Annotated in this window: 11 protein-coding genes; 7 read left to right on the forward strand and 4 right to left on the reverse strand. The window is 74.3% G+C overall.

The features are described 5' to 3' along the window. Positions 1-12: 12 nt before the first annotated feature. Positions 13-1,548 (reverse strand): FAD-binding oxidoreductase, encoded by a 1,536-nt coding sequence (locus tag OG472_RS40945; protein ID WP_405942950.1) that lies wholly within the window; start codon positions 1,546-1,548, stop codon positions 13-15. 148 nt (positions 1,549-1,696) lie between these two features. Here OG472_RS40945 and OG472_RS40950 point away from each other — a divergent pair, with 148 nt between their 5' ends. After that, complete coding sequence (locus OG472_RS40950) at positions 1,697-2,890, forward strand: cytochrome P450 (protein WP_405834319.1); 1,194 nt, start codon at positions 1,697-1,699, stop codon at positions 2,888-2,890. 39 nt (positions 2,891-2,929) lie between these two features. Here OG472_RS40950 and OG472_RS40955 read toward each other — a convergent pair whose 3' ends face one another. Together OG472_RS40955 and OG472_RS40960 are read right to left on the reverse strand one after the other, a co-directional pair. Continuing rightward, positions 2,930-3,577 carry a class I SAM-dependent methyltransferase gene (locus tag OG472_RS40955; protein ID WP_401613535.1) on the reverse strand — a complete coding sequence of 216 codons (648 nt, stop codon included), beginning with the start codon at positions 3,575-3,577 and terminating at the stop codon, positions 2,930-2,932. A gap of 59 nt (positions 3,578-3,636) precedes the next feature. After that, positions 3,637-5,163, reverse strand: a complete 1,527-nt coding sequence (locus OG472_RS40960; RefSeq protein ID WP_405942951.1) for an IucA/IucC family protein — start codon at positions 5,161-5,163, stop codon at positions 3,637-3,639. A 106-nt stretch (positions 5,164-5,269) separates the two neighbouring features. Here OG472_RS40960 and OG472_RS40965 point away from each other — a divergent pair, with 106 nt between their 5' ends. The 4 genes from OG472_RS40965 (at position 5,270) to OG472_RS40980 (ending at position 11,014) form a co-directional block, all read left to right on the forward strand. Then, positions 5,270-6,865 carry an IucA/IucC family protein gene (locus tag OG472_RS40965; protein ID WP_405942952.1) on the forward strand — a complete coding sequence of 532 codons (1,596 nt, stop codon included), beginning with the start codon at positions 5,270-5,272 and terminating at the stop codon, positions 6,863-6,865. Positions 6,866-6,992: 127 nt separating this feature from the next. Beyond that, positions 6,993-7,790 (forward strand): GntR family transcriptional regulator, encoded by a 798-nt coding sequence (locus OG472_RS40970; RefSeq protein ID WP_405834327.1) that lies wholly within the window; start codon positions 6,993-6,995, stop codon positions 7,788-7,790. A gap of 378 nt (positions 7,791-8,168) precedes the next feature. Further along, complete coding sequence (locus tag OG472_RS40975; RefSeq protein ID WP_405942953.1) at positions 8,169-9,221, forward strand: glycine betaine/L-proline ABC transporter ATP-binding protein; 1,053 nt, start codon at positions 8,169-8,171, stop codon at positions 9,219-9,221. Next, positions 9,221-11,014, forward strand: a complete 1,794-nt coding sequence (locus tag OG472_RS40980) for an ABC transporter permease/substrate binding protein (protein WP_405942954.1) — start codon at positions 9,221-9,223, stop codon at positions 11,012-11,014. Before OG472_RS40975 ends, OG472_RS40980 begins: the two co-directional genes overlap by 1 nt. Before the next feature lie 133 nt (positions 11,015-11,147). On the opposite strand, the gene OG472_RS40985 is transcribed toward OG472_RS40980, so the two are convergent. Then, positions 11,148-13,346: an MMPL family transporter gene (locus tag OG472_RS40985; RefSeq protein WP_405834333.1), complete on the reverse strand. Its 2,199-nt coding sequence runs from the start codon at positions 13,344-13,346 to the stop codon at positions 11,148-11,150. Positions 13,347-13,620: 274 nt separating this feature from the next. Here OG472_RS40985 and OG472_RS40990 point away from each other — a divergent pair, with 274 nt between their 5' ends. Together OG472_RS40990 and OG472_RS40995 are read left to right on the forward strand one after the other, a co-directional pair. Beyond that, positions 13,621-14,931: a sensor histidine kinase gene (locus OG472_RS40990; RefSeq protein WP_405942955.1), complete on the forward strand. Its 1,311-nt coding sequence runs from the start codon at positions 13,621-13,623 to the stop codon at positions 14,929-14,931. Then, positions 14,928-15,596 carry a response regulator gene (locus OG472_RS40995; RefSeq protein ID WP_401613520.1) on the forward strand — a complete coding sequence of 223 codons (669 nt, stop codon included), beginning with the start codon at positions 14,928-14,930 and terminating at the stop codon, positions 15,594-15,596. Before OG472_RS40990 ends, OG472_RS40995 begins: the two co-directional genes overlap by 4 nt. The last annotated feature ends 15 nt before the right edge of the window (positions 15,597-15,611 follow it).

Genomic DNA, 15,611 nt, shown 5'->3' on the forward strand with positions numbered 1-15,611 from the left:
TCCGGACACTCCCTAAATGGCCTGGGGGAAACGGAAGAGCCGGTCCGGGTCGTAGGCACGCCGGACCTCCTGCAGGCGGGCGAGGTTCGGGCCGTAGTAGGCCTCGCGCCAGCCGGTGAGTTTCGGGTCGGTGTAGTTCTGGTAGGCGCGGCCGCTCGCCCAGGGCCTCAGGTCCTGCCAGAGCCCGTCGAGCCAGGCCTCGTGCCGCGCCACCTCGGCGGCCGACGCGGACGCGGGCCAGTGGACGAGGTACTGGGCGAGGAAGGCACTGTCGCGGTGGGCGAAGGCGGTGTCCGCGACCGCGACCCGGTTCAGCGCGCCGCCGCAGACCCCGTCGAACTGCACCACCGCGAGCCCGCCCCGGGGGACACCGGCGTCCGACCCGTACCGCCGCACCGCCTCCAGGACCGTGGCGATCGCCGCGTCGGGCAGCCCGGTGCCCGCCCAGAAGTCGGAGCGAGCGGTGTAGGAGTGCCGGTCGAGCCGCCCCTGCGGGTCCCGGCCGGGCAGGGTGCCCGGCAGCCGGCACTGGGCCGCGGTCAGCTCCAGGCAGCCCGACATGGCCCGCAGGGTGTCCGCGTGACTGCGTACGACGGTCCAGTCGTCCCGTGGCGGTCCGCCGACCAGGTCCGACAGCCGGGTCAGCTGCCGTTCCAGCTCCCCGCGCCCGTCGAGGCAGACCACGCGGACCGCCGGGAGCGCCGTGGCCCGCTCACCCGCACCGGAACCGGATTCGACGGTGAACTCCACCTGGCTCCAGAACGGGTCCGGCAGTGCTGCCAGCCAGCGCTGCCAGCCGCGCAGGACGTCCGCGGAGTCGGCGCCGGGCCAGTGGAGTTCGGCGAAGGCACAGTCCCGCGGGGCGGGGTGTGGGCGGAAGCGGAACTCGGTGACCACGCCGAAGTTGCCGCCCCCGCCGCCGCGCAGGGCCCAGAAGAGTTCCGGATCCCGGTCGGCGGTGGCCTCGCGCACGTGCCCGTCGGGCGTCACCACCTGGGCCCCCGTGAGCCGGTCCGCGGTGGTCCCGTACGCCCGCGAGGCCAGCCCCAGACCGCCGCCGAGGGTGAGTCCGGCGATGCCGACGGAGGGGCACAGCCCGGTCGGGACGGCCAGCCCCCGCCCGGCGAGGGCGGCGTGCACGTCCCCGAGCCGGGCTCCCGCGCCGATCCGTACGCCGTCCCCCTCGACCACCACTCCCGCCATGGCCCCGGTGTCGACGACCAGGGCGCCGGCGCGGGTGGACCAGCCGGCGTAGCCGTGCCCGCCGCCGCGCGGGACGACGGCCGCGCCCGAGCGGCGGGCGAAGTCGAGGCAGACGGCCACGTCCGCGGCGTGCGCGGGGTAGGCCACCGCGGCGGGCGCGACGGCGTCGTAGCGGGGCTGGAACAGCCGGCGGGCCTCGGCGTAGTCCCGCTCGCCGGGGAGCACCACCCGCCCGTCCATCCCGCGGGCCAGCGCACCGTAGTCCGGGCCCCGGGCGGACGCGCCCACGGTGGCGAGGACCGCCGCGGCGGCGCTGCCCAGGACTTGGCGGCGATGGAGGCTCATACCTCCTTCCTGCCACCGCCCGCCCCGATCGCCGCGAAGGCGGGCCCACACACACCGCCCGGCCCCCCGAACGGCTCATGGCCGAAACGGTTCGGCTTGTCGTATGGACGGGCGGGTACGGACGGCATCGCACCCCTAGGCTGCGCCCATGCCCCTCGTCGACCTCAGCACGCACACCGAAGAGTTCAACGCCGATCCCTACCCCTTCTACGCCGCGCTGCGGACCGCCGGTCCCGTCCACGAAGTGGTGCTGGGCGGCGAGCGGACGTGGCTGGTCGTCGGCCACGAGGAGGCCAGGCAGGCGCTCGCCCACCCGGCCCTGTCGAAGAACTGGTTCGGCGCCGGAGTGTTCGGGGACGCACCCGTCCCGGCGGTCGCCACGAGCATGCTGGACGCGGACCCGCCCCACCACACCCGGCTGCGCGCTCTGGTGGCCCGGGAGTTCACCCCCCGCCGGATCGGATCCCTGCGCCCCCGCATCCAGCAGATCACCGACGAACTGCTCGACGCGATGGCGGCCCGGCCCGACCGGCGGGCCGACCTGATCGGGTCCTTCGCCGTACCGCTGCCGATGACCGTGATCTGCGAACTCCTCGGCGTGCCCGGGCTGGACCGCGCGCGGTTCCGCTCCTGGTCGAGCGAGATCGTCGCCCCGCTGGACGGCGTCGGTGCGGACGGCCGCGTCCTGGAGCAGATGACCGCGTACCTCTCCGAACTGGTCGGGGCCAAGGCGGCGGATCCCGGCGAGGACCTGCTCAGCGCCCTGATCCGCACCCGCGACGAGGACGGCGACCGGCTCTCGCCGGACGAGCTGATCGGGATGGCCTTCCTGCTGCTCGTCGCGGGCCACGAGACCACCGTCAACCTGGTGGGCAACGGGGTGCGGGCGCTGCTCGCGCACCCCGACCAGCTCGCCGCCCTGCGCGCCGACCCGGACGGCCTGATCGACGGCGCCGTGGAGGAGATGCTGCGCTACGACGGCCCGGTCCAGCACGCCACGTACCGCTTCGCCCGCACCGGTCTGGAACTCGGCGGCACCTTCGTCCCCGCCGGTTCCTCCGTCCTGGTCGCCCTCGCCGCGGCGGACCGGGATCCGGCGCGTTTCGCGGGGCCGGGGCCCGACGTGTTCGACATCCGGCGCCCCGGCCCGGGCCACCTCGCCTTCGGGCACGGCATCCACTTCTGCCTCGGCGCCCCGCTCGCCCGGATGGAGGGCCGCATCGCGATCAGGGCCCTGCTCGAGCGCTTCCCGGACCTGGCCGAGGATCCCGACGCGGGGCCGCGGGACTGGCTTCCGGGCGGGCTGATGCGGGGCGTGACCCGGCTGCCATTGCGCTGGTGAGCGAGGCGCCGTCCGCGAGCCGGGCGAACCGGCCCCGGATCACCCCTTGCGCGCCAGCAGGAAGCCCTGCGGGGACTTCTCGAGGGCGTCCGGCTCGCGGACCAGGCGGGCCGTCTCGACCAGCCCGGCCCCGGCCAGCAGGCCTGCGATGAGGTCGGGCGGCGTCCCGTACACGTCGAGTTCGAACGGATGCCCGTAGGCGTGCTCCATCCGGATCCGCTCGCCGCCCGCCTTGAAGGCGATCAGGACGTGGCCGCCCGGCGCCAGCACCCGGGCGAACTCCGCGAACACCACGGGCAGTTCCGCGGGCGGGGTGTGCAGGGTGGAGTACCAGGCCAGGACCCCGCCGAGCACCCCGTCGGCGACGTCCAGCGCGGCCATCGACCCCACCTCGAACCGCAGCCCCGGGTACGTCCGGCGGGCCACCGCCACCATCGCCGGGGACAGGTCCACGCCGAAGGCCCGTACGCCGAGCCCGGCCAGATGCGCCGTCACCCGGCCCGGGCCGCAGCCCAGGTCGGCGACCGCCCGGCCGGCGCCGCCCCCGCGCACGTACTCGGCGAAGGCGGCCAGCATGGCCCGGTCCAGTGGCTTCCTGGCCAGTTCCGTGCCGACGAGCCGGGCGTAGTCGACGGCGACGGCGTCGTACGACGCCCTCACCGAGGTCAGGTCCGAGGTCTCCGTCATACCCCTGGACAGTAGCCGCCCGCACCAGCCCGGGGGACCCCCGGCTCGGGTGCTCCGGCTCACCCTCCGGCCAGCGGATTGGGCAGTTCCGCCCACTGATCGCCGGGGATGCCGGGGCTAAGCCGCATCAGGGTGAGCGCCTTGGTGGGCAGCGGCCGGGTCAGCAGGGCCTCGGTGTCGGCGGTCGCCGGCAGCGAGGTGACCTCGGCGAGGGCCTCGGCGAAGGCCCCGGCCGAGCCCGCCGTGGCGCCCAGCGCCCCCGTCAGCAGGGACCCGAAGAGCTTGCGCCGCAGCACCGTCACGTCGTCGGTGATCAGCCGGCCGGACAGCGGCGGCACCGGCAGGCCGTGCCGGACGAGCCGGGCCGGGCTGATCCGGATGTCGGCGAGGTCGCGGTAGACCAGCCGGACCGGGGCACCGGTGGCCGAGAGGACGACGAGGAGGTTCTGGCCGTGGGCCTCCAGGGCCACCCCCAGCTCCAGCACCCGCAGGCACACCGAGAGCGCGAGACGGGCGAAGTCCGCCCGCCAGGCCGCCGAGCGCGCCGGGGGGAACGAGGCCAGGGCCGCCACCGGGAGCACCCGCTCACCGGCGGCGGCGTCCGCGTGGACCTCCGGCTGCTCGCGCAGCACGGCCGCCAGGTCCGGGGTGTGCGCGGTCGCCGCGCCCAGCGTGCGGGTGATGTGGAGCCGGCCGTCGAGCCGTTCGGACAGGCCCTGGGCGAAGGCGGACACGGCCGCCGCCGTCTCGATGGAGTAGACGGAGATGTCCCGTACGGAGGAGGTCAGCCGGGCGCTCAGCGCCGTCTTCACGTGGGGGCCGCCGTCGGCGGGCGCCAGCGTGCGCAGGGCCATCAGCGGGTGTGCCGCGAAACCGGCCAGCACCCGCTCGTGCCGCAGCACGTGCGCCGCCTGCCACGGATGCACCGGGACCAGGATGCGCCCCGAGTCCTGCAGCGACTCCGGCCAGTCCCCGGTGACCAGGCACTTTTCAGCCGGTACGGCGACCAGGCCGAGCTCCACCACCGGGCGGTGCTCGGGTGCGTACGCCAGCTGCTCGGCCACCGAGAAGCCCGGCCGGGAACGGCAGTTCGGGTGGTAGGGATGGCCGTCCACCACCCGCTGCTCCCACTCCCAGGTGGCCCCCGGGCCGGCATCCTCCCCGGCATCTTCCCCGGCGGGCGCCCGGCCGGCCCGGGAGAGCGCGAGGGAGGCCGTGCTGCCGTCGAGTTCGGCGGCGAACTCCTTCCCGTGCGCCGGCCCCAGCGCCGTGACCAGCGCCGCGGCCTGCCCGTAGGCCCGGCCGTCGAGCAGCAGTTCGCTCACGTACGGCTCGGTCGCGTACGGATCGGGCAGCGGGCCCTCCAGCCGGGCGCCGCCGGCCAGCAGGAGCGCCAGGCCGTCCGGCCCCCGCTCCCGGCCCACGACCCAGGGCAGCGGTTCGAAGGCCAGCGCCCGCCACAGCCGGGTCAGCACGGCCGCCCGGGCACCGCTCAGGGCGGCGGCGTACCCGGGGCCGAGCGAGGGCCGCACACCGGCCAGTTCGGCGGCGACGGCCTCTTCGGCCGGGGAGGAGGGAAAGTACATGCTGGGCTCCGACATCGGAATATCGCTTTACGGGATGATCAAGTAATCATTGCGGATACCGACGATCACGACCGGTGGTTACGCCTCGCGGACCCCGGCGCACCGGATGGACCGAATGGAACCAGTGGACCTCAACGCCGCCGCCGACGCGTACGCCGCCACCCCGCTCCTCAACTGCCTGCTGCGGGAGACGGCCGATCCCGTCGAACCCGCCGGGAGCGGCGGCCCCGCCGAAGAGTACGGCCCGGGCAGGGCGGCGGGCGCGGGAATCCACCGGCTGCGCGGCAGCGGGCGGCTGCTCCGGGTACGCGGCGGACGCCGGCCCGTGCGACCCGAACTGCGCACCGCCGCCGGCTGGCATCCGCTCGGCCACGCCGAACTGGTCAAATTCGTCTCCGACGAACTGGTCCGCTACACCGGCGTCCCCAACGACGAGCTCCCGGTCGAGATCACCGACAGCCGGGACGCGATCGCCGCACTGCTGGCCGCCCGGGCCGGGGCCGAGGCCCCGCAGGACCCGTACGTGCTCTCCGAGCAGTCCCTGGTGATGGGCCACCCGCACCACCCCGCCCCCAAGGCCCGCGGCGGGGCCCCGGCCGGAAGCTGGCTGCCGTACGCGCCGGAGGCCCACGCCCGTTTCCCGCTGGTCTTCCTCGGGCTGCGCGAGGACCAGACGGCAGAGGAGGGCGGCCCGGCCGCCTCCGACGCGATCGACTCCCTGGCCGACGCCCTCGACGGGCCGCGCGCCCCGGCCGGCTACCGGCTGCTGCCCGCCCACCCCTGGCAGCTCGACCTGGTGGGCGACCGGCCCGCGGTGCGCGAGGCCCTCGCCGACGGGCGGCTGCTGCGGCTCGGAGAGAGCCGCCGGCCCGTCTGGCCCACCGCCTCGATCCGGACCCTGTACGTACCGGAACCGGCGGCCGACCTCTTCGTGAAGTTCAGCCTCGACGTCCGGATCACCAACGACGTGCGCCGGCTGTGGCGGCACGACCTGCTGAAGCTGCGCCGCACGGACGCGGCCGTCGAAGCCGGTTTCGCCGCGCTGCGCCGGACCGGCTCGGAGGCGGCCTGGCTGGCCGACCGCGGCTACCGCACCGCCTCCTTCGCCTTCGAGGAGCTCGCCGTCCTCGTCCGTGACGGCCTGCACGCCCACACCGTGCCCGGGGCCACCCCGCTGCTGGCCGCCGCGCTCGCCGAGGGCTACGCCGGGAGCCCGCCGGACGGCGCCACCGACCCCGTCCGCTGGTGGCGGGCGTACCTGCGCCAGGTCGTGCCGCCCGTGCTGGAGCTGTTCGCCCGGCACGGAGTCGTGCTGGAGGCCCACCTGCAGAACACCCTGGTCGCCGTCGACGCGGAGGGCATGCCCGTGCAGGCCCTCTTCCGGGACGCGGAAGGGGTGAAGCTGCTGCCGGACCTGCCGCGCGCGGACGCCTGGCAGCGCCTGGTCTACTGTCTCGTCGTCAACCACCTGGCGGAGATCGCGGGGGCACTGGCCGATCGGTATCCGGACATCTCGCCGCTGTTGTGGCCGGCCGTACGGGAGGAGCTCCTGCGCTACGACGCCACCCGCGGGCTGCCCGAGATCGCGGAGCTGCTCGCCGCCCCGACCCTGCCGGCCAAGACCAACCTGCTGCTGCGCTGGACGCGGGCGGACGGAGCGGACGCCCGCTACCTGCCCCTGCCCAACCCGCTGCGGGACTGAGACGGTGGTGAACGGATCCGGCCAAGGTGGGCCGCGTTCCCGGATCCGCCCTCACGAAAGGTATAGACCAATGCTACGTTGGTCGGGCAGACCGCGCAGTCCTTGACCACCCGTCAGAGGAGAAGCCATGCCCTCCCCTTCGCGGGGCGGCGGCCCGGCCGCCATGCCCAAGTACCAGCGGATCGCCGCAGCACTGCGCCGCGATCTCGAGCGCGCCGCACGCACCCCTGGCGGCAGACTGCCCTCCGAGCGCAGCCTGGCCGCCCGTTACGGGGTCAACCGGCAGACCATCCGGGCCGCCCTGCAGCACCTGCGCGAGGACGGCCTGGTCGTCACCGGCCGCCGCGGCACCCGACCCGCCGTCACCGCCGTGGTGGTCCCCGCCGCGGCCGGGCCGGGGAGCGCGCCCGCGGTCGAGCAGGCGGCCGTGCGGCCCGCCTCCGCCGTGCCCGCCCTCGCCCGGACCCGGCTCACCCTGGTCACCGTCCCGCCCTCGCTCGCCGGGCTGCTCGGCATGGCGGGCGGGGACCGCACCCTGGTCCATCACCACCGCGAACGGGGCCCGGCCGGGGAGACCCTCCGCGACGCCGTCACGTACTTCAGCCCGGGCGCCGTCGCACGGGACCCCGAGCTGGCCGGCTTCCGCGACCGGGTGTCGACGCTCCGCGACGACGAGCTCACCCCGCTGCAGCGCTGGCTCGACGACGCCGCGGCCGCCGGCCGGGTCGCCGAGACCATCACCATGACCCGCACCACGCACCCGCCGACCGCCTCCCCGGTCTGCGGCCTCACGGTGCGCCGCACCCTGCACGACGCATCGGGCCGACTGCTGGCCGTCACCGACCTGGCCTTCCCCACGTGGGACCGCCTGACCTTCCACCGCGACCGCCGGGACCCCGCGACCACCGGCTTCCGCGTCACGTAGGTCACACTCCGGGCCGCCGGACCCGGGTCCACCCGCCGGACGTGCGGTGTGGGCTCCGACACGCCGCGGGCGGCGGCGCTCCGGGCCCGGCGGGCGATCCGGTCGCCGGGCGTCCGCCCCAACTCCGTCCCGGTGGCCGCGCGTCGCCGCCCCCCTCGTGCCGCGGCCCCGTGCACCGCGGTTCCCCACTCGGCAAGTGACCTGAATCACGCTGGTGTTTGCGCTGGTGAATGCGGGGCATCGTGGACTGCTGGAGCGGAACCACGCCCTCCGGTCTGTGAGCCGGAGGCGAGGCGCACACGGGCAGATCCCGTCCCGCTCTACGGCCCCGCCGGTCCGCCGGCGCGCGCCGTACCCCGTACGACCCGTGAGGTTTATGTGTCCACGCTCCAAGCCGAGCACGTCTACAAGGTGTTCGGAAGACGACCCGACGACGCGGTCCGCGCGCTCGAAAGCGGCACCGACCGCAACGAGTTGCGTGCCGACGGCACCACGGCTGCAGTGATCGACGCCTCGTTCAGCGTCGAACCCGGCCAGATCTTCGTCGTCATGGGTCTGTCGGGGTCCGGCAAGTCCACGCTGCTGCGCATGCTGAACGGACTGCTGGAGCCCACCGCGGGACGCATCCTCTTCGGCGGCCAGGACCTCACCGCCCTCAGTGCGGGCGAGCTGCGCCGCGTACGGTCCACGAAGATCTCCATGGTCTTCCAGCACTTCGCACTCTTCCCGCACCGAAACGTCCTGGAGAACGCCGGCTACGGCCTGGAGGTGCAGGGAGTCCCCCGCGCCAAGCGCGACCGGCGCGCCGCCGAGGCCCTGGCCCTGTGCGGGCTGGAGGGCTGGGAGAAGTCCTGGCCCGACGAGCTCTCCGGCGGCATGCAGCAGCGGGTCGGCCTCGCCCGGGCCCTGGCCACCGACGCGGACCTCCTGCTGATGGACGAGTCCTTCAGCGCGCTGGACCCGCTGATCCGCCGTGACATGCAGGACCAGCTGCTGGAGCTCCAGCAGCGCTTCAAGAAGACCATCGTCTTCATCACCCACGACCTCAACGAGGCCATGCGCATCGGCGACGGCATCGCGGTCATGCGCGACGGCCGCATCGTCCAGCAGGGCACGGCCGAGGACATCCTCATCCGCCCCGCCGACGACTACGTCGCCTCCTTCATCCAGGACGTCGACCGTTCGCGGGTGCTCACGGCCGACGCCGTCATGGACGAGCCCGACGCGGACGCGGACGCCTGTGGCTGCCCGACCGTCCACGGCGACACCCCGCTCGCCGACCTGTGCGCGGTCAGCGCCCGGGTCCCGCACGCGGTCGCCGTCACCGACGCGCAAGGCGCCGTCGTCGGCTCCGTGCCGCAGGACCGGCTCATCGCCTTCCTCGGGGACGAACAACGGCCCCCGATGGCCTGCGCGGAGGTGGCCGCCTGATGCCCCGCCTGCACCTCGGCGCCTGGGTCGACAGCGGTGTCGACTTCCTCCAGAGCCACCTGTCCTGGCTGTTCGACGCCATCAGCGCGCTCGTGACCGGCCTCTACGACGGCATCGACGCCGTCCTCTCGGCCCCCGCCCCGCTGCTCTTCGCGGGCATCCTCGCGGTCGGCGCCTGGTGGCTGCGCGGGCTCCTCGCGGGCCTGCTGGCCTTCGCCGGCCTCGCGCTCATCGACTCCGTCGACCTGTGGTCCGACGCGATGTCCACGCTCTCCCTCGTCCTGGTCGCGACCCTCGTCACGCTGGTCTTCGCGGTCCCGCTCGGCATCTGGGCCTCCAGGTCCGACCGGGTCAGCGCCGTCCTGCGGCCCGTCCTGGACTTCATGCAGACCATGCCGGCCATGGTCTACCTCATCCCCGGGATCATCTTCTTCGGGGTGGGCGTGGTGCCCGGCATCATCGCCACCATCATCTTCTCGCTGCCGCCGGGCGTACGGATGACCGAGCTCGGCATCCGCCAGGTCGACGCGGAACTGGTCGAGGCCGCGGAGGCCTTCGGCACCACCCCGCGCGACACCCTCGTCCGCGTGCAGCTGCCCCTGGCCCTGCCGACGATCATGGCGGGCATCAACCAGGTCATCATGCTCGGCCTGTCCATGGTCGTCATCGCCGGCATGGTCGGCGGCGGCGGACTCGGCGGCGCCGTGTACCGCGCCATCGGCAACGTCGACATCGGTCTCGGCTTCGAGGCGGGCATCTCCATCGTCATCCTCGCCATGTACCTCGACCGGATGACCGGGGCGCTCGGCCGCCAGGTCTCCCCGCTCGGCCGGCGCGCCCTGGCCAAGGCGAGGGCCGCGGCCACCGGCGCGGCCAAGGTGTGGAACCACCGCCCCCGGCCCGCCTACGCCCTCAGCGGCGTCGTCGTGCTCTCCCTCGTCGCGGGCGGCCTCAGCACCTTCGGCGGCTCCACCGCCGGGGACGGACCGGCAGGCGCCGCGAACATCGGCAAGGGCCGCACCGTCTCCGTCGGATACATCCCCTGGGACGAGGGCATCGCCTCCACCCTCCTCTGGAAGGAGCTGCTGGAGCGGCGGGGCTTCAAGGTCGACACCCGCCAGCTGGAGGCCGGAGCCCTCTACACCGGCCTGGCCGGCGGCCAGCTCGACTTCCAGACCGACTCCTGGCTGCCCGTCACGCACGCGCAGTACTGGGAGAAGTACGGGAACAAGCTGGAGGACCTCGGCTCCTGGTACGGCCCCACCTCGCTGGAGCTGTCCGTGCCCTCGTACATGAAGGACGTCCGCTCGCTCGCCGACCTCAAGGGCAAGTCCGCTCAGTTCAAGGGCCGCATCATCGGCATCGAGCCGAGCGCCGGAGCCATGTCCATCCTCAAGGACAAGGTGCTGAAGGAGTACGGCCTCGAAGGCGAGTACCAGGTCGTCGACGGCTCCACCCCCGGCATGCTCGCCGAGCTCAAGCGGGCCTACGAGAAGAAGGAGCCCGTGGCGGTCGTGCTGTGGTCCCCGCACTGGGCGTACTCCACGTACGAGCTGACCAAGCTGGAGGACCCGAAGGGGGCCTGGGGCAAGGGCGACGGGATCCACACCCTGGCCCGCAAGGGCTTCACCGCCGACGAGCCCGAAGTGGCCCGCTGGCTGAGCTCGTTCAAGCTCACCGAGGAGCAGCTGACCAGCCTGGAGGCGAAGATCCAGGACACCGGGAAGGGCAAGGAGCAGGAAGCGGTCCGTGCCTGGCTGGGGGACCACCCCGAGGTCGACCGGCTCGCCTGACACCGACCGGCTCGCCTGACACCGGCCGGCTCGCCTGATTCCGACGAGTTCGCCCGACACCGAAGGCGCCGGCGCGTGCAGGACCGTACGAGGCCCTGCACGCGCCGGTGCTTTCGTGTGTCCGCGCCGTGGTTCAGCCGACCAGGACGCGGTCCGGGGCCTCCTTCGGACCGGCGGCGGCGCGGGATCGGCGCGGCCGCACCGGCCACCAGATGGAACGGCCCAGCAGGGCGGCCAGCGCGGGCACCAGCACGATCGACAGGACGAAGGCGGAGAGCAGGATCCCCAGGGCCGTCGCGAAGCCGATCTGCTGGGTGGACGGAGCGGGGGTGACGGCCAGGCTGCCGAACGACGCGGCCAGCACCAGGCCCGCCGTGGCGATGGCGGGCGCCGTGTGCCGCACGGCGCGGCCCACCGCCGCCCGCGCCGGACCCGGCCGCTCCATCTCCTCCCGGATCCGGTCGCTCATCAGGATGTTGTAGTCGGTGCCCAGCGCGACCACGAACAGGAACAGCACGAGGGGAAGCGTGAAGTCCACACCGGGCCGGTCCAGCGCGCGCTGGAACACCAGGGTCGAGGCGCCGAGGGTCGCGGCGAAGCCGAGTCCGACCGCGGCCAGCAGGATCACCGGCGCCAGCAGGCTGCGCAGCAGGGCGAGCAGGATCAGTGCGATGAGCACGGCCGCCACCGGGAAGACCACCTTCAGGTCCTTGTCCACCGCGGTCGAGATGTCGGCGAAGAGCGCCGGCGTCCCACCCACGTGGGCCTCGGTACCGGCCGGTGCGTGGGCCCGCACCGCGGCCCGGACCGGGCCGGTGACCAGGTCGCGCGCCTCCTTGCGCTGCGGGTCGGCCGTCAGGAACAGGTCGATGCGGGCCGCCCGCCGGTCCTGGCTCAGCACGGTCTGCGCGACCTGGCCCACGCCGTCGACCCCGGCGAGCGCCTTGGACAGCCCGCCCAGGCGCTCGACGGTGAGCGGGCCCCCGTCGGAAGCCGTGACGAACACGCTGGTCGGGTCCGACACCCCGGCCGGCAGGGCACGCGAGATCTCGGCGGCGGTGACGACGGCGGCCGTGCGCTCCGCGCCCGCGCCGCTCTGCCCGTAGTCCATGCGCATTCCCATGACACCGGCGGCCAGCGTACCGAGCAGCGCCACCGAGGCCAGGACCAGCGCCAGCGGCCGGCGTGCCACCCGGTCGCCCAGCCGGGCGGCGGAGCCCGGGCGGGGAGCGTGCTTCAGGGCCCGGGAAGGCCAGAACATCCTGCGCCCGGTGACCGCCAGCAGGGCCGGCATCAGGGTCAGGCTGCCCAGCAGCATCACCAGGACCGACAGGGCGATGGCCGGCCCGAGCACCCGGAACTGGCCGAAGGAGGCGACCCCGAGGGTGGCGAACGCGGCGACGATGGTCAGCGCCGCGGAGGTGATGGCCGTCCCCACCCGCCCGGCGACCTCGGAGGCCGCTTCGCGCCCCGACTGTTCGGGGTGTTCGCGCAGCTGCTCCCGGAAGCGGAAGAGGAGGAAGAGGAAGTAGTCGATGCCGATGCCCACCAGCACCACGCTGATCAGCCCCGGTGTGGAATCGGCCAGTCCGGTACCGGTCAGCAGCGCGGCGCCGACCACGACACCGGCCGCGGCGCCGCCGATGACGGAGACCGCGAGCAGCGGCAGCAGCGCCGCCAGGGCACTGCGGAAGACCAGTACGTGCAGCAGGACGATGACCCCGAGCATGACCGCCCCGACCACCTTCGTCCTGGTCTTCTCGGCGTCCGCCGTGTCCACCCGGTCGGCGATCCCGCCGGTGAAGCCGGTCCGCAGCCCCTCCTCGGCGAACCGGTCCCGTGCGGAATCCCGGAACGCCCGGTAGGTGTCCTGCACCCCGGGATCGGCGGGATTCCCCGTCAGTTCGACGGAGAGCAGGCGGAAGGAGCGGTCGGGCGCCGTCATGGCCGGGCTGACCCGGGGGATCTGCGAGTGGTCCTGGGCGAGGGGCATCGTGTCCTCGGTCCTGGGCATGGCGACCCGCTTCCGGGCCAACTGCGCGGCCTGCGCGTCGATGCGCTCCTCGTCGGCGGCGCCGAGCGGCGCGTTATCCGAGCGGGCCACCAGCAGGGTCAGGAGGTTGGCGTCCGGCTTCACGCCGAACCGGTCCTCCGCGATCTTCAGGGCGGCCGCCGAGTCGTAGTGGGCGGGCAGGAACCCGCCGTTGCCGGGCTGCGTGGCGCGGAAGACGAACGCCTGGCCCAGGATGGTGGCTGCGATGCCCAGGACCGCCCACAGGGCGATGACCTTCCACGGACTTCGCGTCGAGAATCGGGTCAGGGCGCGGATCACTGGTCTCCTCCGGTCTGTACGGTGCCGGCCGGGGTTCCCGGCCTGACTCCAGACCATCAGCGGGGAGCGGGGAAAGCGTCGGGGCAGGGGAGGATCCGCACCGCGGGACCAGGGTCCGTACGGGGGCGCCGACCAGGACCGGAGTCCTGGTACGGGCCCACCCCGGGGACTGGTGGCAGGGGATGCGGCCGGTGCCAGAATGGATCACCGGAGAGCGCGGCCGCGCGAGCCCGGCACCTGCCGGGAGGGTGGCCGGCGGGGGAGGACCGGCAGCATGGGTGTGGGTGTGGGTGGCGGTGTGACGGTGGGAGCGGAACGGGGCGGTGGCCTCGTGCATGCGGTCCCCGACACGGGCCGGGAGGCGGACCGCGACGCCGTCGGGCCGGGCGACCCGGTCGTGGAGCCGGGTGCGGAACGCGGCGCCGACCGCTCGCCGTGGACGCGCAACGACGCACTCGTGGCGGTCGCGGCCGGCACCATCGACCTCGTCGGCTACTCCCTGGGCATGCAGACCGAGGGCCGGGTCCTGAGCGTGACCGCGGCCCTCTCCCTGGTCGTCTCGGCGATGCCCCTGATCGCCCGGCGCGCGCGGCCGGTGACGGTGCTCGCCGCCGTCCTGGCCCTGGGCGTGCTCGTGAACCTGGCCACCCCGCCGACCCCGCACTTCACCCTCACCCTGATGGTGGCGCTCTACACGGTGGCACGGTTCAGCCGTCCCGCCGTTGCCGCGGCGGCGGCGGTCGCGGCGGTGCCGCTGATCGCCGCCGGCCAAGGCGGCTGGCCCCTGCCCTTCGGCTGGGCGGGTCTGGTCGCGAACGTGATCGGCACCCTCGGCGCCGTCGGCGTGGCCGCCGTGGTCAACCACCGGCAGCGGGAGGCCGAGGTCCACCGGACCCTGCTCGCCGACCGTGCGGTGGCCGAGGAACGCCGCCGGATCGCCCGCGAACTGCACGACATCGTCGCCCACCACATCACCACCATGCAGCTGATGGCGGGCGGGGCGCGGGCCAACCTGGCGCACGACCCGGAGGTCGTCCGGGAGGCCCTCGTCACCCTGGAGGACTCCGGGCGGATGGCGCTGCGCGAGATGCGCCAACTCCTCGACGTGCTACGGGCGGGAGAGGAGCCGGAGCACACCCCGCCGGCCCCGCAGCCCGGGGCCGGCGACCTCGACCGGCTCATCACCGAGTCCCGGCTGGCCGGCACGGAGACCGAGTTCACCGTGGACGGCCCGGTCCGCCCGCTGCCGCCGACCGTGGGCCTCACCGTCTTCCGGATCGTCCAGGAGGCCCTGACCAACACCCGCAAGCACGCGGGGCGGGCGCGGGCCCGCGTACGGCTCACCTACCGCCGGGACGAGGTGGTCGTGGAGGTGCGCGACGACGGGGCGGGTGCGCAGGCGCCGTCCTCCCGGCCCGGGGCGCGCTCCGGGTACGGTCTGATCGGTATGCACGAGCGCGTCGCCCTGCAGGGCGGAACCCTGGAGGCCGCCGCGCTCGACGGCGGGGGCTTCCGGGTGGCGGCCCGACTCCCGGTCCCGGTTCCGGGGCCCGGGGAGGGCGAGAGAGAGGAACGGCACCGATGATCCGTGTGCTCATAGCCGACGACCAGCCGCTGGTGCGGCGCGGCCTGGCCCTGATCCTGGGCCCCGACCCGGAGTTCGAGGTGGTGGGCGAGGCCGAGGACGGGGCCCGGGCCGTCGCCCTCGCCCACGAGCTGCGGCCCGACGTGGTCGTCATGGACATCCGGATGCCGGTCCTCGACGGGGTCCAGGCCACCGGGGAACTCGCGCGGACGCTCCCCTCGACGCGCGTCCTCGCCCTCAGCACCTTCGACATGGACGAGTACGTGGTGGCCGCCCTGCGCGCCGGCGCGTACGGCTTCCTGCCCAAGGACATCTCGCCGGAGGAGCTGATCGCGGCGGTCCGCATCGTCCACACCGGCGAGGCCGCCGTCGCGCCGCGGCTGCTGACCCGGCTCATCTCCGCCTACGTACGGACCCCCGTGCGGCCGCGGTCGTGGGCCGGCGAGATGCCGGCCGAACTCACCCCGCGGGAGCTGGAGATCTGGCGCCTGCTGGCCGGCGGCCGGGGCAACGCCGAGATCGCCCAGGACCTGGACATCAGCGTCTCCACCGTCAAGAACCACATCACCGGCATCTTCGGCAAGTTGGGCGTCCGTGACCGTGCGCAGGCGGTGATCGCGGCCTACGAATCGGGCCTGGTGGAAGCCGGTTGTGCGAGCGGTTGATCACCAAGTGCCCGC

The sequence above is a fragment of the Streptomyces sp. NBC_00207 genome, assembly GCF_045160965.1.
In the GTDB taxonomy this organism is placed as follows: Bacteria; Actinomycetota; Actinomycetes; order Streptomycetales; family Streptomycetaceae; genus Streptomyces.

What these genes read in the sequence shown, in the direction of transcription:
- OG472_RS40945 (WP_405942950.1), bottom strand. Translation starts at nt 1,548, where the DNA reads ATGAGCCTCCATCGCCGCCAAGTCCTGGGCAGCGCCGCCGCGGCGGTC.
- OG472_RS40950 (WP_405834319.1), top strand. Translation starts at nt 1,697, where the DNA reads ATGCCCCTCGTCGACCTCAGCACGCACACCGAAGAGTTCAACGCCGAT.
- OG472_RS40955 (WP_401613535.1), bottom strand. Translation starts at nt 3,577, where the DNA reads ATGACGGAGACCTCGGACCTGACCTCGGTGAGGGCGTCGTACGACGCC.
- OG472_RS40960 (WP_405942951.1), bottom strand. Translation starts at nt 5,163, where the DNA reads ATGTACTTTCCCTCCTCCCCGGCCGAAGAGGCCGTCGCCGCCGAACTG.
- OG472_RS40965 (WP_405942952.1), top strand. Translation starts at nt 5,270, where the DNA reads ATGGACCGAATGGAACCAGTGGACCTCAACGCCGCCGCCGACGCGTAC.
- OG472_RS40970 (WP_405834327.1), top strand. Translation starts at nt 6,993, where the DNA reads ATGCCCTCCCCTTCGCGGGGCGGCGGCCCGGCCGCCATGCCCAAGTAC.
- OG472_RS40980 (WP_405942954.1), top strand. Translation starts at nt 9,221, where the DNA reads ATGCCCCGCCTGCACCTCGGCGCCTGGGTCGACAGCGGTGTCGACTTC.
- OG472_RS40990 (WP_405942955.1), top strand. Translation starts at nt 13,621, where the DNA reads ATGGGTGTGGGTGTGGGTGGCGGTGTGACGGTGGGAGCGGAACGGGGC.
- OG472_RS40995 (WP_401613520.1), top strand. Translation starts at nt 14,928, where the DNA reads ATGATCCGTGTGCTCATAGCCGACGACCAGCCGCTGGTGCGGCGCGGC.